The following is a 15,752-nucleotide window of genomic DNA, read 5'->3' as shown; positions in this document are numbered from 1 at the left end:
AAAACCTCGGAAGCCTTGATTTTACTGTGGCGGGAGCGTGTAGGAATCGAACCCACCAGCGACGGGTTAACGCCGCTCGGACGGTTTTGAAGACCGCAGGAGCCACCAGGCCCCATCCGCCCCCTCTATCATTGTATGGCACTAGCGGACATTTTCCCTGACAGTTACTCTGTCATTTACTCTGACATTTGCTCTGACAGGACTCCGGTATTTGCTCTGCAGAGGGTCTAAATCTTTATCGTACATATTATTATACACTATTCTCTCATGCCGGTAATCAGGATATTATTTCCTTTAAAGAGGGTTAAGTTTGCATAATAATAATATTGTCACTCGTAAAGGTCGGGACGGCGTTCGAGGGCATAAAAGCGGCGGCACATTCCCTGGGGGGTGGTGCGCACGTCGATGACCTGGTCGAGGTCGATCTCGCCGGTTATCATGGCCGGTTTGCCGGAGAAGTCCTCGGCGAGCACTTTGCCGGCCGGGCTGACGAGGAGCGCCCCGCCGTGGTAGACGGTGCCCTGGCCGTTGTCGCCCACCTGGTTGGCGGCGAGGACGTAGACGCAGTTGTCGTAGGCGCGGGCGCGGAGGGAGATGTGCCAGCTTTCGCGGCGTTCGTCCGGGCCGAGGCGCGGCGTGGCATGGGGGCAGAGGATGATTTGGGCGCCTTTGAGGACGAGGGTCTGGGCTATTTCCGGGAAATGCTGTTCGAGGCAAAGCTGGATGCCTACGGTGACGCCGGGGAGGGGAAACACGGGCAGGCGGTCGCCGGCGGCGTACTCGTTCCGCTCACGCTGACCGAGGTGGGTCTTTTTATAGAGGTGGAAGGCTCCGTCGGGGAGCCACAGGCCGTGGGCCAGGTACTTTGCCCCCTCTTCCTCCCAGGCGAGGCCAGCGGCCAGAACAAGGCCGAACTCGGCGGCCAGTCCGCCCATCCGCCGGCAGGCGGGATGGCCGGCGCTCAGCGGCGCGGCCGGCGGGCCGGCGGTGGCGTAGCCGGTGAGGCTAAGCTCGGGGAAAAGAAGCAGGTCGATTTTTTCGCCGGCGGCCCGGGCGGCCCACACGGCGGCGGCGGCGAAGTTGTCCTCGACGGCGTTGACGGTTGCCGGGCAGGCGACGGCGCCTACCCGCAGGGTAGCGGCCATGGCGGTGGTCCCCCTCCGGCGGTGATGTCCATAATGAGTATGGCAGAGACGGAAAGAAAAGTCAAATTTGCGGGCAGACCGCCCAGGGGGGGCGTGGGGGCGGGCCGTTTTTCCCGTTATGGAACATACTGGCAGGATTATTGACAAAAAACGGGGAATGTACAATCACCCGACAAGCGGGCAGGCAATAACGACAGAGGAGCTATTCAGATGACTTCCAGCAAGAAGGCGGCCGACCTGGACTATGGCGTGGACGACAACCCGCCGCTGAGGATTACTTTGCCGCTTGCCTTCCAACAGGTTGTGATAATTTCCATCGACCTGATTTTCCCGGTGCTTATCGTACAGGCAGTAATGGGCAGCATCCATACGGCGCAGAGTTTCGTGAGTCTGACGATGCTCGCCCTCGGGGCGGGCACGTTGCTGCAATCACTGAACAGAGGGCCGGTGGGGTCGGGGTACTTCTGCCCCCACGAGGCGGGGGCCCTTTATTACCCGGCGTCGGTGCTGGCGGCGCAAAAGGGCGGCCTGCCGCTGGTGCTAGGCATGACGGTGTTGGCTGGTCTGGCCGAGGTGTTTTTTGCGAAGGTCATTCACCGGGTGAGGTTTTTGCTGCCGCCGGAACTGGCCGGGTTGGTCGTCGTCATGCTGGGCGTGACGCTGATTCCGGTGTCAATCACCAACTTTTCCGGCAGCAGCGGCGACGGGACGGTTGTCGATCTGTCGGCGCTGAGCGTTGGCGCGATGACGCTCGGGGTCATGGTGGGAGCCAACGTCTGGGGGAAAGGGGCGGTGCGCCAGTACTCCGTCCTGATCGGCATGATAGGGGGCTATCTGGCTTCGTACGCCACCGGCAGCCTTACCGGCGAGCATCTGGCGCGCCTGAGCGAGGTGCCCCTGGTGGCGGCCCCGGACATCAGCCATGTCGGCTGGGCGTTCGATCCGGCGATGGCGCTCCCCTTCCTGGTCGCCGTCGTATGTTCCTCGCTGAAGACTGTCGGCAATATCACCACCTGCCAGAAGGCGAACGATCCCGAGTGGAAGCGCCTGGAGATGAAATCGGCCAGGGGCGGCCTGCTGACCGAGGGCCTCGCCACCACCCTGAGCGGGCTGGTCGGGGGGATGGGCCACAACACCAGCTCGGGCAGCATCGGCCTGGCGATCGCGACGGGGGTCACCAGCCGCCGGCTCGGCGTGTTCGTCGGCCTGATGTTCATCGCCCTGGCTTTTCTGCCGAAAGCGGCCGCGCTGGTGGCGATAATGCCCAAGCCGGTGATGGGAGCGACGTTGATCGTGGTGATCTGCTTCGTGACGATAACCGGGTTTCAGATCATCCTGTCCCGGATGCTCGACGCCAGGAAGATATTCATCATCGGACTGGCGCTGGTTTTCGGGCTGAGCGTGAGCATGGTGCCGGGTCTTTACCGGGCTTTGCCGGCCTGGCTGCAGCCGTTCTTCGATTCGGCCTTTTCCCTGGCGACGGTGACGGCGATTGTGCTGAATCTGCTTTTCCGCATCGGGGTGAAGCAGCGGAAGGCGGTCGAGCTCGAGCCGGGCGTGGCGGCGTCGGCGAAGGTGTTCGAGTTTCTGGAAAGCGCCGGCGCCAGTTGGGGAGCCCGCCGCGACGTGATCCACCGGGCGGAGTCGGCCCTGACCGAGTTCATGGAATCCTCCGCCGCCCTCGGCCTGGTGGACGGCAAGGTGCAAGTCGCGGCAAGCTTCGATGAGTACAATGTCAATCTCGATCTGAGCTATGCGGGACAGCTGATGGAGTTTGCCGAGGTCCGACCGTCGAAGAGCGAACTGCTGGAGGACGACGCCGCCTTTATAAGGCTTTCCGGCTTTATCGTCCGCCAGTACGCCGATCAGATCAAAGCCTCGCGCAACGAGGGGCTGTGCAGGATACGGCTGCATTTCGACCACTGATTTTCGGAGAAAAAAGAAACCCCGCCGGCGGGCTTGCCGGCCACCGGGAATAGGGTTTGCGACGCAGCACGGCGGCAGTCCACAGGACTGCCGCCGTTGTATTAAAAAAAGTGCCGGCACGATGGCCGGCGAGAGAGGTAGCAAAGTAAGTGTTTCCTCGCCGGTATGGATTTAAGAGCGGCGGGCGCCGCTATATAGGGAGGGTGCCCGCGGAGCCGAAGGGCCTTGCGGTAGGTCCGGCGGCTCCGCGGAACAAGCGTGAAAACCCTGTCGGTAAGGCGTCATCCGCATTCGCGGCAGCGGGCTGGCCCCGCTATTTTTTGAGCGCCGGGAGATCTTTGGGGTCCTTGATCGCGTCAGGGCCTTCTTCGCCGGTGCGGATGCGGACAGCGTTCTCCAGCGGGTAGACGAAGATTTTGCCGTCGCCGACGTTGCCGGTGCGGCAGACGCGCTTCGCTGTCTCCACCACTCGTTCGACCGGCACCTCGCACACCACGATCTCGATTTTTACCTTGGGCACGAGGTTGACGGCGACTTCCTTGCCGCGGTAAACCTCCTTGTAGCCCTTCTGCAGGCCGCAGCCGTAAACCTGGGTTACCGTCATGCCGGTCACGGCGATGGCGTTCATGGCTTCCTTGAGTTCTTCGAGCTTTTCGGGGCGGGTAATGATATCGATTTTCGTTATCTTATCCACGCGTATCGCTCCTTTCCGCTTACGAATTCAGGCTGACCTTGGCGGCGGCGCCCGACTGGCTGACGGCGAACGGCGCCGCGGGGGAGACGGGCAGGCCGGCGGCAAAGTCCTGGTAGGCGTAGCCGCGCTCGCCGTGCTCGGTAATGTCGAGGCCCTGGATCTCCTGCTCCTCGGTCGCCCGGAGCGGCATAAACGCGCCGACGATTTTGAGGATGACATACGTGCCCACGATGGCGATTGCCCAGCTGGCGGCCACGCCGATGAGCTGCGTGACGACGAGATCGGGGTTGCCGAAGAACAGGCCGTCGTTGCCGGCCTCGTTGACCGCTTTGGAGGCGAAGAGGCCGGTGGCGATCGCGCCCCAGGTGCCGCCGACGCCGTGGACGCCGAAGGCGTCGAGCGAGTCGTCGTAACCCAGTTTGGCCTTGACGACGCTTACCGCCAGGTAGCAGATCACGCCGGCCGCCAGGCCGATGATTACCGAAGGCAGGGGAGCCACGAAACCGGCCGCGGGTGTGATGGCGACCAGGCCGGCGACGCAGCCGGACGCCGCGCCGAGAACGGTGGGTTTGCCGTGGTGCAGCCATTCGGCGAACACCCACGAGACGGTGGCCGCGGCTGCGGCCGTGTTGGTGGTGACGAAGGCGGTGGCCGCCAGGCCGTTGGCGCCCAGGGCGCTGCCGGCGTTGAAGCCGAACCAGCCGAACCACAGCAGGGCTGCGCCCAATACGGTCATCGGCAGATGGTGGGGCAGCATCGCTTCGTTGCCGTAGCCCTTGCGCTTGCCGAGCACGAGCGCGACCACCAGGCCGGAAACGCCGGAGAGGATGTGGACGACCGTGCCGCCGGCGAAGTCGAGGACGCCGAGTTCGGCCATCCAGCCGCCGCCCCAGACCATATGGGCCACGGGGTCGTAGATGAAGGTCGCCCAGATGAGGACGAAAGCGAGGAACGCGGGGAATCTCATCCGTTCGGCGAACGCGCCGGTGATGAGCGCGGGGGTGATGACGGCGAACATGCCCTGGAAGACCATGAAGGCGAGGTGGGGGATGGTCGAGGTCGGGCTGTTAGGCTCCACCCCCACCCCGCTGAGCCCGAGGAAGTCGAGCCCGCCGATCATGCCGCCGATATCGGGTCCGAAGGCCAGCGTGTAGCCCCACAGCACCCATTGAACGGAAATAAGGCCGACGATGAAGAAACTCTGCATAATGGTCGACAGCGCGTTTTTCGTCCGCACCATGCCGCCGTAGAAGAGGGCCAGGCCGGGCGTCATCAGCATGACGAGCGCGGAGGAGACCAGCACCCAGGCGGTATCGCCCGTGTCCACCTTGGCCGGTGCGGCCGGCGGATCGGCCGCCAGGGCCAACGGGGCGCAAACAACCATGAAAACCAAGCATAAACCGAAAACAGTCCAAAACTTTCTCGACATTCGGGGAACACCTCTCTCTCATTTCTTTCATCTAAGCAGCGTTCCACCTCTCTCAAAAAAACACAAGACGCCCGGCAAAAGATTGCGCGGACGTCATCGTCACCTGCAAACGCACAGGGCCTCCGTAGCTTTACTACGAAGGCCCCATCGCCTACTTTATCTAAGTTACTTTAAAATATACCAGCAGCCGGCCCCGCTGTCAACAGTAAATTCCTGTCTGAAAATTACTTCTTTGCCTGCGTCAGCCAAAGGCGGGCCGTACAACGGCAGGGATCAGGCGCCGTGGGCGAAGGGGCGCTTTTTGTTCCGGTAGGCCACGGCGGCGGTTACGAGGGCTACCGCGCCGATGAGCGAAGCGCCGGCGGCGAGTACGGCGCCGTAGTCGAAGTATTGTTTGAGGGAGCTGGACAAGAGGACGGAGAATATGATGCCGGCCGAGCCGGAGGCGAGGAAGAAGGAGGTCGTGCGGGGAGACGGTTTGGGAGTCTGGAAGGTACCGAAGGAGATGAGGGTGGGGTAAAGGCTCGAATAGGCAAAGCCCATTATGACGATGAGCACCAGCGCCTGCGTGTAGGTCGCCGCCGCTAACAGGCCGAAGTAGGCGAGACTGCCGACGGCCGCGCTGACGATGATGTACTGGGCCAGCGACACGCGGGATAGAATGAAGCTGCCGGCCAGCCGCCCGGTGGTGATGCAGCCCCACCATGCGGAAAGGGCGGCGCTTGCCAGGACGACGCCGACCGCCAGGCTGTCCATCAGGTACTGGATAATCCAGTAGCCGAAGATGAATTCGGATATCATGAAGCAGAATACCGACAGGCCGGCGAGATAGACGTTGAGGTTCCAGTCGACTTTTTCGTCGCCGCGGTTGGTTTTTTTCGGTTCGAAGCCTTTGAGCTCGGGGATGAAGGTGCCGAGGACGACGGCCAGCAGCATGGCGGCGATGGCGTAGTATACGCCCTGCCAGGTTACGCCCCGGTCGAATGCCAGGCCGGCGAGGATAGGACCGACGATCGAGCCGACGGCGTAGAAAAAGGTGACGGCGATCGATTTGGCGGCCCGGACTTTGGCGTCATAGAGCAGCAGGGTGACGTGGAAGGCTGTCGGCAGCAGGATGCCCATGCCGCAGCCGAACAGGAAGAGAAAGATCGAGAAGACGACCAGGGAGGGGGCGTTGGCGAAGCAGATGATCGCCAGGGCGCCGAGGCCGCAGTAGACCCGCAGCAGGCTGCGGACGCTGAATTTCTCCAGCATCCAGCCGACGCTGAAGACGGAGCCGGCGTAGGCCACGGAGTAGACGGTGAAGCAGTAGCCGATGACGTAATTTTCTACGGAGAAGTGGGCCGCGATGTACTTGTTGGCCAGGCCGGCGATGCTGGCGGTGCTGCCGAGGGTGAGGGTCATGAAATACAGGAGGACGTTCAGGACCAGGTGGCTGTTCGCGGGCAAACATATCCCTCCGAATCTTCATCCGCCGCCACGGCAAGAACAGGCACGGCTTCCCCCGTCGCGCGAGCAGTATAATATTTTATATTGTAACATATTTTGTCAGCTTTGCCTGCCCCGGAAATGGGGTTTTTGCCGGGGGGAGAAAGAAACCCGCAGGGCCGCAGAAAGCGAACAGCTCCGGTCCTCCGGCTGAACGCCCGCAGGGGTGCAAACGGTCGGCGACTTTGCGGAGGGCGAATACGCGCCGTCGTCGCAGGGCCGCACGCCGCAGCACGCGCGTCCATGGACGGACGCGCGAGGAGCCTTCGGGCATGGACGCCCGTAGGCGACGGTGCCCGCGAGCGAAGGCCCAAGCCTTACGGCGCGTTCGGCCGAAGCACCGGAGCCGGCGTTTGCGCCCCTGCGGGATATAGGTAGCGAGCCCTCTCCCCCGCCCTATTTCCTCAAACCCCGTGCTTGACTTCCCAACTCCGCACAGGTGCGGAGTTTTATCATCGCCTTTATTTGACAAGAATTGACACCATTTTTGACGCGCGCGGAGGATTCATGGCGTGGGCGCAGAATGAATAAGGAAGCAATTTTTAGGGCGGACGGTGTTTATGCCAAGGGCAAGCGGACAGAAAGGCGCGGCGCAGGTGGCGCGCGTGCTCGACGGCCTGGCGGACGGTTTTTTGGCCGTGGACGGGCAGGGGAAGATTGTTTTCATGAACCAGGCGGCGAGGGTGCTGCTGGCGGCTGGCGCCGACCCTGCGGGACGGACTTTGGCCGCGGCCGGGCTGGCCATCCCCGAGCTGGCGGAGATGCTCGAGTTGGCAGCTGCCGGCGGTAAGGAGCCGGTCCGTTTGGAGGTTTTTTTGCCGCAGCCGGAAGGGTGGCTGGAGGTTACCGCTTACCCCTCCGGGGAGGGGCTGGCGGCGATTATCCGCGCCGGCGGCGAGCGACAGCCGCCCGAGGAGCGGCTGAAGACGGCTTTTAACGCCAATCCGCATGCGATGGCGCTGCTGACCTGGCCGGAGGCAAGGTTCGCCGAGGTGAACGGGGCCTGGCTGGCGAGCCTGGGGTTCGCCAAGGACGAGGTGCTGGGCAAGACGGGCGTGGAGCTGGGCCTGTGGGACGAGGCTGCGCGGGACGAGATGCGCAGGCTTCTGCTTGAGGAGGGCTGCGTCCGGGAGAGGGATGTGGCGGTGCGCACCAAGAGCGGCGATACTTTGACGGCGCTGTTGAGCGTGGTGTTCATCGACCTGGGGGGCAGGAAGCATCTGGTGGCGACTTCGCTGGATATCAGCGAGCGGCGACGGGCGGAGGAGCAGGCGAGGGAACAGCTCGGCCTGCTGGAGGACTGCTCGGAGGCGGACGCGGACGCGACGACGATGATCGTGGACGAGGCTGGCGACATCGTGCGGGTTTTCGGCGATAAGGGCCTGCTGCCTGGCAACCCGGAGGGGGAGAACCTGCGCGCCGCGCTGCCGCCGCCGGTGGCTGCCGATCTGCTGGCGATGCTGGCGGCGGTGCTGAGCGAGGGCGCCGCGCGGACGACGGAGTTTCGGGCGGCGGTCGGCGAGGCGCCGAAGGCTGTCAGGGTGACGGCGGCGCCGATGACGCGCCGCTACCGGGGCAGGCGGACGGTTTCTTTCCGCGTCCGGGATATAACGGCGGAGAAAGCGGCGGAGGAGAAGTCGGCGCTGGCGGAGCGGGCGTACGGCCGCAGCACGTTTTTCAACAGTCTGGTGACGGGCGGACACCCGGCGGAGTATGTGGCCGATGTGCTTGAGGGCTACGGCGTCGATACCGGCGCGGATTACGTATGCCTGGCGCTGACGGTGGCGCGGGAGGAGCCGCGGTCGCCGGCAGCCTGGCCGTCCGGGGAGACGACGGCGGCGACGGCGGCAAGCACGGGAGAGATTTTTGCCTGGCTGGCGCGGCGCGAGCCAGGATGGCTATGGCAGACGAACGGCTGTATCGCGGCGCTGGTGCCTGCCGATAAGGCCGGGAGCACGAAGGAGGAGCAGACGGAGTACGCCGCCCGGCTGGCGGGGAGAGTGGAGGCGGCGTTCGCGTTCACCCGCGTGGCCGTAGGCGTGGCGGCAACTTCCGGCGAAGGGGCGCCGCTCGATCTGGAGGCGCTGTACGGCAGGGCGGCGGAGGCTTTGCTGCTGTGCGACCGGCAGGAGGGCCGCGGCGCGGTGCATTATGCGGATACCGGCCTGTACCAGGTCGCGTTCCAGCTGCTGAGGGACCGGAACATCCAGCGGATCGTGCGGGATATGATCGGCGCTCTGGCGGCGTACGACCGGAAGCGGGGGAGCAATCTGCTGGCCACGCTGGAGGCGATTCTCGAGGAGGAGAACCTGCGGATGGTCGCCGCGAGGCTTTTCATCCACCATAACACGGCGATCTGGCGGAAGAAGCGGATCGAGAAGCTGCTGGGGCTGTCGCTTGATTCGTTCGAGACGCGGGCGATGGTGTCGCTGTATCTTAAGGTGTGGAGGCTGCTGAGCCGGGTCTGAGGTTTCGGATAGGCCGTCCGTTGTCATTTGCCGACAACGGACGGCTTATTTTTTTGTGGCCGGGAGACAATTTTGTTTGTAATTATTTTTTGTTAATATTAAATGGCTTGTCAATGTAAGCATTTTCGCCGGCATTGCGACAACCCCGCCGCAAACGGCATTTTATGTCGAATTAACAGAGTTTATTGTCACATAAGCACACTATTTCCACCTTTATGTAGATAGGGCATTTTTTTGCGGAAAATTCGTCCACGCCTTGATTTATCCGGTCTGGCGGGGATTTCGATATAATTTGTGCCTGTCTTTCTTTCGGCAGAAGCTTTTTGCCGCCACCATGCCTTATGGTATAGTCACGGGAGAATAGCCCTGCAGTGTCGTTCCCGCCTGCTGGCGGGCCAAGGTTCGCGCCGCCTTAAAATATAGAAATGGCGCGATAGAATAAAAAAGATTGGGTAGGGTGAAAGGAGAGGTTATCGTGAAAATGGTTCAAGGTTCAAGCGGCGGAGGGTCGCGGGGCGGGCTGATGAGCAGCCTGCAGATGAAGCTGACCGTGATCATCCTGGGTATTTTCCTGGTTTCGCTGGGCGTGCTGGGCGGGCTCAATTACCGGCAGGCGGACAAGATGCTGACGGAGCAAATTTTCGCAGATTTACAGGACATGGCTAAGGCCGAGGGCGATGGTATCGCCGACTGGCTGGAGAGCGCAAAACTCGAAATTGGTGGCATGGCAAATGCACCGGTGTTCCAAAGTGCCGATCAGACGGTCATTGTCCCTTTCCTGCAAACATTAGCAAAAAACAATAAGCGATACGAGTCTTTTGCGTGGGTCAATACGGCGGGGTTCCACTATAACAGTGCTGGCTCGTCCGGCGATCTGAGCCAGCGAGCTTACATACAGCAGGCACTGAAGGGTGTTTCGTCGGTCTCTGACCCAGTCGTTTCAAGGGCAACTGGCAAGTTGGTAATAGTGGCTGCTACTCCCATCAAAAACGATGGTAAGGTTATCGGCGTTCTGTTTGGGGCAATTGATATCGAAAGCATTACTAAAGAGATTCTGGAGGTCAAGGTGGGCAAGACGGGCTACGCCTATGTGATCCAAGGCGACGGCACGATCATCATGCACCCGAACAAGGACCTGGTGATGAAGTACAACCCCGGCAAGGACGACAAGAATCCTGCGCTGGCCGCGGCGACGCAGCGGATGATGAAGGGCGAGAAGGCGGTCATGACGTACGAGTTCCAGGGGATCAAGAAAATGATGGGCTTCGCGCCGGTGCCCGGGACGAAGTGGTCGATCGCGATTTCCGGCCCGATCGACGAGGTGACCGAGGGATTGACAACGCTGCGTAATATTTCGCTGGGAACGATAGCGGTGGTGCTGGTGCTGGCCGCGCTGGCGGTGACGTATATAACGAGGCGGATCGTCGGCCCGCTGAAGCTGATGGTGACGCAGGTACAGGAGGTGGCCGCGGGCGATTTGACCGACCGGGAACGCACGGTGAACTCGCGGGACGAGGTGGGCCAGCTGGCGGACGCTATCGGCCAGATGCGCGGGAATCTGCGCAATCTGGTGAGGCAGATAAACGCCAACGCCGACCAGGTGGCGGCGTCTTCGGAGGAGCTGACGGCGAGCGCCGAGCAGTCGACGCAGGCGGCCAACCAGATCGCGTCGTCGATCATGAATGTGGCGAGCGCGGCGACCGAGCAGGTGTCGGCGGCGAATGAGTCGTCGGCGGTGGTGCAGCAGATGTCGGCCGGGCTCCAGCAGGTGGCGGCGAACGCCAACCAGATGGCGGCGCAGTCGGCCCGGGCGGCCGAACAGGCCCAGGAGGGCGGCAAGGCGGTCGATAAGGCGGTAAGCCAGATGGCGCACATCGAGGATACGGTGAATACGTCGGCCAAGGTTGTGGCCAAGCTGGGCGAGCGCTCGAAGGAGATCGGCCAGATCGTCGATACGATTTCCGGCATCGCCGGGCAGACCAACCTGCTGGCGTTGAACGCAGCCATAGAAGCCGCCCGCGCCGGCGAACAGGGCCGGGGCTTCGCGGTGGTGGCCGAGGAGGTCAGGAAGCTGGCCGAGCAGTCGCAGGAGGCGGCGAAGAAGATCGCCGACCTGATCGGCGAGATCCAGGGCGATACCGACAAGGCGGTCGTGGCGATGAACGACGGTACCCGCGAGGTGAAAACAGGCGCCGAGGTGGTCAACGCCGCCGGTGAGGCCTTCCGGGAGATCGTGGCGCTGGTGTCGCAGGTGTCGAGCCAGGTGCGGGAGATTTCGGCCGCGGTGCAGCAGATGGCGGGCGGCAGCCAGCAGATCGTGGGGTCGGTGCGCAAGATCGACGATCTGAGCAAGTCGTCGGCGGCCGAGTCGCAGAGCGTGTCGGCGGCGGCCGAGGAGCAGCTGGCGTCGATGGAGGAGATCGCTTCGTCGAGCCAGGCGCTGGCAAAGCTGGCCGAGGACCTGCAGATCGCGGTGAGCAAGTTCAGGGTATAGAGGAAGGAGGGGCTAGCAGATGGCGTCGGAACAATTGGTTGTCTTTCAGCTCGGGAGCGAGGAGTACGCGGTGTCGATCGCTCAGGTGAAGGAGATTATCCGTTACGGCGGGGCGACTAAGCTGCCCAACACGCCGCCTCATATGGAGGGGATCATCAATCTCAGGGGCAAGGTGATCCCGGTGATCGACCTGGGGAAGCGGTTCGGCCTGGAGCGGGCGCGGCGCGGCGAAGTGCAGGCGCTGATCGTGGAAGCGGCCGGCCGCGAGGTAGGAATGGTGGTCGATGAGGTCAGCGAGGTGCTGCGGCTGGAGGATAACGCGATCGAGTCGGCTCAGGCGGTCACCCGCGTAGGGGATTTCCTGCGCGGTATCGGCAAGACGGGCGACAGGCTGCTGATAATCCTCAACCTGGACAGGCTGTTCAGCGAGGAGGAGCACGTGGAAATGCAGGCGGCCGGTTAGCCGCCCGATCGAATAGAAAGCCGGGAGCTCCGCGGGGTCCGGCGATAAAGCCAAAAGCGGCGGTCCGGTGGACCGCCGCTTTTGGCTTAGGGTAAAACCAGGTTGTCGAGAAAGCTCCAGATGCAAGGCGCACCGGAAAAGCGCTTGCTTGCGTACTACAGGGCGTACGCAAGCAAGCGCTTTGAGGAGCAACGCCGCAGATGGGGCTTTATCGGCAGTCAAAGAGGCGGTCCGGGGACCGCCTCTGTTTGGCTTTGGGTATGTTTATTTTCTTCTGGCGCGGAGTTTGACGCCGATGTTGACGAGGGCCATTACGAGGAGGCTGGCGACGACCGGCCATACGAGCCGCGCGAGGTCGGCCCCGGGATGGAAGCCGCCCGCGGAGGGCAGCAGGAGGACGATTTCGGCATAGCGGAAAACGGCGGTGATGACAAGGGCGTAGACGTATGCAAAAGGGCTGTCGGGGCCGTTCATGCGCCGCGAGAGTTTGTAGCCGGCGAAGACGCCCAACCATACGGAGAAGCCGGCGAGGCTGCCGAAGACCGCGGCGGCGGTTTCGGCGCCGGTTACGCCCAGCAGGATAATGACGGTTGCCAGAGCCATAAATTCCGTTACCAAGCGGTCCGCCCTCCTCCGGTGTGGTTATTTCGGTAAAATTCCACACCCCCCGCCCTTCTCCCTGCCGGACGGGCATTTTTCTTTGACAGCGGCGCGGCTGATGCGCTAAAATGGTAGGGCATTTTGAAAATTTACGGGGAGTAAGACGCAATGAGTGTTTTGACGGTGGAAAATGTGTCGCACGGGTTCGGTGCCCGGCAGATTCTCGACAGCGCTTCTTTCCGCCTGCTGAAGGGCGAGCATGTCGGTCTGGTCGGGGCGAACGGCGAGGGCAAGACGACTTTTCTGGAGATAATCACGGGCCAGTTGCAGCCCGACGCCGGCAGGGTGGAGTGGTCGAACCGCGTGACGGTGGGCTATCTCGACCAGCAGGCGGCGCTGGCCAGGGGGATGACGATCCGCGAGGCGCTGCGGGGCGCTTTCGAGGGGATGTATAAGCTGGAGGCCGAGATGCTGGCCATCTACGATAAGATGGGCGAGGCGTCCGGGGACGAGCTGGCGGCGATGATGGAGGATGTGGGCGATATCCAGGATATGCTGGAGCACGGCGGCTTTTATGTGATCGACGCCAAGATCGAGGAGGTGGCGAACGGTCTCGGCCTGGGGGAGATCGGGCTGGACCGGGACGTGGCCGATCTGAGCGGCGGCCAGCGCACGAAGGTGCTGCTGACGAAGCTGCTGCTGCAGAATCCGACGATCCTGATTCTTGACGAGCCGACGAATTATCTTGACGCCGAGCATATCGAGTGGCTGAAAAGGTATTTGATAAATTACGAGAACAGTTTCATCCTGGTGTCGCACGATGTGTCTTTCCTGAACGCGGTGGTGAACGTGATCTATCATGTGGAGAACGCCACGCTGACCCGCTATTCCGGCGGCTACGACCAGTTTGTGCAGATGCACGCGCTGAAAAAGCAGCAGGAGGTGCGGGCATACGAGCGCCAGCAGCAGGAGGTGGAGCGGCTGGAGGATTTCATCGCCCGCAACAAGGCGCGGGTGGCGACGCGGGGGATGGCGAACAGCCGCCAGAAGCGTCTGGATAAGCTGGAGCTGTTGGAGAAGCCGCGCGAGAAGCCGAAGCCGGTGTTCCAGTTCCGTGAGGCGCGGACGCCGGGCCGGTTCGTGGTTACGGCCCGCAATCTGGTGCTGGGATATGACGAGCCGCTGACGCGGTCGGTGGATATCGCGCTGGAGCGCGGCCAGAAGGTGGCGATCCGCGGCACGAACGGGCTGGGAAAGTCGACGCTGCTGAAGACGCTGCTGGGCATCATCCCGCCCTACGCCGGCAAGGTGGAGATCGGGGACTACGTTCAGCCGGGGTATTTCGAGCAGGAGTCGGGCCGCGATAACGGCAATACGGCGATCGAGGAAGTGTGGCAGGAGTACCCGGGAATGACGAACTATGAGGTGAGGGCGGCTTTGGCGCGCTGCGGGCTGACGAACGAGCACATCACCAGCCTGATGATGGTGCTGAGCGGCGGCGAGAACGCCAAGGTGCGGCTGTGCAAGCTGATGCTGAAGGAGATAAACTGGCTGGTGCTGGACGAGCCGACCAACCACCTCGATGTGGACGCCAAGGCCGAGCTGAAGAAGGCGATCAGGGAGTTTAAGGGTACGGTGTTGCTGGTTTCGCACGAACCGGAATTTTACGAGGATATCGTGACGGCGGTGTGGAACGTGGAGGATTGGACAACGAAGGTGGTTTAAGCGACATTCCTGTCGATTTCAGGTAGCGTTCGCTTGACGCCATCTCGGGCATGAGTTAAAATCATAAGTACTGAATATCGGGCAAACCCGTCGAAAGGCGGGGGCGCAAAGCTATGGGTCTAACGTCGTTACGACCATGATCGCCAGGCCACCATTTTAGCACGCTAGAATGCTTTAGGCCAGGGATGCCCTGGCTTTTCCTTTGGCGCGGCGAAAGGCGCGACCGATGTTTTAAACGGAGGATTTTTATGGACGTACGCAGTATCGAACCTTTCCTGAGCGCGATGAACTCGGTTATGCCGGGGCTTGGCTTCAAGGAGGTCAAGCGGGGCCGGATAAGCGTGAGCGACTCCAACAAGATCGCCAGCCTGGGCGTGATGGTGGTCATCGGCCTGACGCAGCAGATCAAAGGCAACATTGCCTATAATATGTCGGAGGATTCAGCCAAGAGGATCGCCAGCACGATGATGATGGGGATGCCGGTTGAGGCATTCGACGCGATGGCGGAGTCGGCGATCGCCGAGCTGGGCAACATGCTGGCGGCCAACGCGGCGATGATCCTTGAGCAGCAGGGCACTCGCCTCGATATTTCCCCGCCGACCGTCATCACCGGCCAGAGCTTCGCGAGCTCGGTGACCGAGGCCAGGCGGCTCAATATCGAGATGTTCATCGACAATATCCCGTTGGAAGTGAATGTATCGTTCGTAAGCTGACAGAATCGGGGAACGGCGGCAGTCAAATGACTGCCGCCGTTGTTTTTGTGACCGGCTACCGGGAGGTTTTTCCTCCGGAATGGTTTGACTGAACTTCCATATTTTGGTAATATCTGGATAGAGCTTTGATTTCATTATATGAGGAGGAATCGTATTGAAAAGAATTCTGCTTGGTTTGCTGGTAACGCTGCTGGCGGTGGCGCTGGCCGGTTGCGGAGGCGGCGGCGGAGGAGGCGGCGGCTCGGGGACGGTTACGGCGAACGTCCATTGCCAGGATGAAACCGGTGCGGCGCTGGCCGGCGTGGTTATGTCGTACACCGATAATGCCGGCGCCACGCAGCGCACTCCCGCCAGCAACGCCAGCGGCGATTTCGTTTTTCTCATCACCAAGGCCGGCGATTATCCGGTGACCAATATCTCTTACGACGGGAAGGATTATGTGGTGACCCAGGGCGTCCGGTTCGGCACCGGGGCGAACGATATCGCCAAAAGCGCGGTCAAGTATTACCGATTGGTGATAAACTCGAACGGGGTCATCCAGTTCAATCTGATTAAATAGGTCGATGCCGCACACAGGAAACCCGCGCTTGATATGGCGCGGGTTTTT

General features: G+C 61.9%; 12 protein-coding genes, 1 tRNA gene and 1 riboswitch. Of the genes, 7 read left to right on the top strand and 6 right to left on the bottom strand.

Annotation, left to right across the window (positions count from 1 at the left end; genetic code table 11):
• Window positions 1–27: 27 nt before the first annotated feature.
• Both Q4T40_20360 and Q4T40_20355 read right to left on the bottom strand, forming a co-directional pair.
• Window positions 28–124 (bottom strand) — tRNA-Sec (locus Q4T40_20360).
• A gap of 205 nt (window positions 125–329) precedes the next feature.
• Entirely contained in the window at window positions 330–1,145 is an 816-nt protein-coding gene (locus Q4T40_20355; GenBank protein ID MDT8903586.1) for a nitrilase-related carbon-nitrogen hydrolase, read from the bottom strand.
• A 210-nt stretch (window positions 1,146–1,355) separates the two neighbouring features.
• Here Q4T40_20355 and Q4T40_20350 point away from each other — a divergent pair, with 210 nt between their 5' ends.
• The gene (locus Q4T40_20350) at window positions 1,356–3,071 is read left to right on the top strand and encodes a solute carrier family 23 protein (GenBank protein ID MDT8903585.1); all 1,716 of its coding nucleotides are present in this window, start codon (window positions 1,356–1,358) and stop codon (window positions 3,069–3,071) included.
• Between the two features lie 313 nt (window positions 3,072–3,384).
• Here the strand turns inward: Q4T40_20350 and Q4T40_20345 are convergent, their stop codons facing one another.
• The 3 genes from Q4T40_20345 to Q4T40_20335 all read right to left on the bottom strand — a co-directional run bounded on the left by Q4T40_20345 (window position 3,385) and on the right by Q4T40_20335 (window position 6,643).
• Entirely contained in the window at window positions 3,385–3,765 is a 381-nt protein-coding gene (locus Q4T40_20345; GenBank protein ID MDT8903584.1) for a P-II family nitrogen regulator, read from the bottom strand.
• A 19-nt stretch (window positions 3,766–3,784) separates the two neighbouring features.
• Window positions 3,785–5,149, bottom strand: a complete 1,365-nt coding sequence (locus Q4T40_20340; protein ID MDT8903583.1) for an ammonium transporter — start codon at window positions 5,147–5,149, stop codon at window positions 3,785–3,787.
• A gap of 318 nt (window positions 5,150–5,467) precedes the next feature.
• Window positions 5,468–6,643, bottom strand: coding sequence for an MFS transporter (locus Q4T40_20335; GenBank protein MDT8903582.1), 1,176 nt, complete (start codon window positions 6,641–6,643; stop codon window positions 5,468–5,470).
• A gap of 599 nt (window positions 6,644–7,242) precedes the next feature.
• Here Q4T40_20335 and Q4T40_20330 point away from each other — a divergent pair.
• The 3 genes from Q4T40_20330 (at window position 7,243) to Q4T40_20320 (ending at window position 12,107) form a co-directional block, all read left to right on the top strand.
• On the top strand, window positions 7,243–9,150 hold the full coding sequence (locus tag Q4T40_20330; GenBank protein ID MDT8903581.1) for a PAS domain S-box protein: 1,908 nt from the start codon (window positions 7,243–7,245) through the stop codon (window positions 9,148–9,150).
• 481 nt (window positions 9,151–9,631) lie between these two features.
• The gene (locus Q4T40_20325; GenBank protein MDT8903580.1) at window positions 9,632–11,644 is read left to right on the top strand and encodes a methyl-accepting chemotaxis protein; all 2,013 of its coding nucleotides are present in this window, start codon (window positions 9,632–9,634) and stop codon (window positions 11,642–11,644) included.
• Between the two features lie 19 nt (window positions 11,645–11,663).
• Entirely contained in the window at window positions 11,664–12,107 is a 444-nt protein-coding gene (locus Q4T40_20320) for a chemotaxis protein CheW (GenBank protein MDT8903579.1), read from the top strand.
• Window positions 12,108–12,371: 264 nt separating this feature from the next.
• Here Q4T40_20320 and Q4T40_20315 read toward each other — a convergent pair whose 3' ends face one another.
• Window positions 12,372–12,725: a hypothetical protein gene (locus Q4T40_20315; protein ID MDT8903578.1), complete on the bottom strand. Its 354-nt coding sequence runs from the start codon at window positions 12,723–12,725 to the stop codon at window positions 12,372–12,374.
• Between the two features lie 150 nt (window positions 12,726–12,875).
• Between Q4T40_20315 and Q4T40_20310 the strand changes: the two genes are divergently transcribed.
• From Q4T40_20310 to Q4T40_20300, 3 genes are all read left to right on the top strand, one after another.
• Window positions 12,876–14,432: an ABC-F family ATP-binding cassette domain-containing protein gene (locus tag Q4T40_20310; protein MDT8903577.1), complete on the top strand. Its 1,557-nt coding sequence runs from the start codon at window positions 12,876–12,878 to the stop codon at window positions 14,430–14,432.
• Window positions 14,433–14,502: 70 nt separating this feature from the next.
• A riboswitch (cyclic di-GMP riboswitch) is annotated at window positions 14,503–14,588 on the top strand.
• A 92-nt stretch (window positions 14,589–14,680) separates the two neighbouring features.
• A complete protein-coding gene (locus Q4T40_20305) occupies window positions 14,681–15,145 on the top strand; it encodes a chemotaxis protein CheX (protein ID MDT8903576.1) in 465 nt (154 codons plus the stop codon).
• A 154-nt stretch (window positions 15,146–15,299) separates the two neighbouring features.
• Window positions 15,300–15,704, top strand: a complete 405-nt coding sequence (locus tag Q4T40_20300) for a carboxypeptidase-like regulatory domain-containing protein (GenBank protein ID MDT8903575.1) — start codon at window positions 15,300–15,302, stop codon at window positions 15,702–15,704.
• Window positions 15,705–15,752 lie beyond the last annotated feature (48 nt).

It is taken from the genome of Selenomonadales bacterium 4137-cl, assembly GCA_032334055.1.
In the GTDB taxonomy this organism is placed as follows: domain Bacteria; phylum Bacillota; class Negativicutes; order Sporomusales; family UBA7701; genus Anaeroselena; species Anaeroselena agilis.
Note: the sequence above shows the minus strand (reverse complement) of the source record. Positions and strands in the feature narration are given on the sequence as shown.

Bases quoted from the DNA above. Each gene is read 5' to 3' on its own strand.
- Q4T40_20355 (MDT8903586.1), bottom strand. From the start codon at position 1,145: ATGGCCGCTACCCTGCGGGTAGGCGCCGTCGCCTGCCCGGCAACCGTC.
- Q4T40_20350 (MDT8903585.1), top strand. From the start codon at position 1,356: ATGACTTCCAGCAAGAAGGCGGCCGACCTGGACTATGGCGTGGACGAC.
- Q4T40_20340 (MDT8903583.1), bottom strand. From the start codon at position 5,149: ATGGTTGTTTGCGCCCCGTTGGCCCTGGCGGCCGATCCGCCGGCCGCA.
- Q4T40_20330 (MDT8903581.1), top strand. From the start codon at position 7,243: ATGCCAAGGGCAAGCGGACAGAAAGGCGCGGCGCAGGTGGCGCGCGTG.
- Q4T40_20325 (MDT8903580.1), top strand. From the start codon at position 9,632: ATGGTTCAAGGTTCAAGCGGCGGAGGGTCGCGGGGCGGGCTGATGAGC.
- Q4T40_20320 (MDT8903579.1), top strand. From the start codon at position 11,664: ATGGCGTCGGAACAATTGGTTGTCTTTCAGCTCGGGAGCGAGGAGTAC.
- Q4T40_20310 (MDT8903577.1), top strand. From the start codon at position 12,876: ATGAGTGTTTTGACGGTGGAAAATGTGTCGCACGGGTTCGGTGCCCGG.
- Q4T40_20305 (MDT8903576.1), top strand. From the start codon at position 14,681: ATGGACGTACGCAGTATCGAACCTTTCCTGAGCGCGATGAACTCGGTT.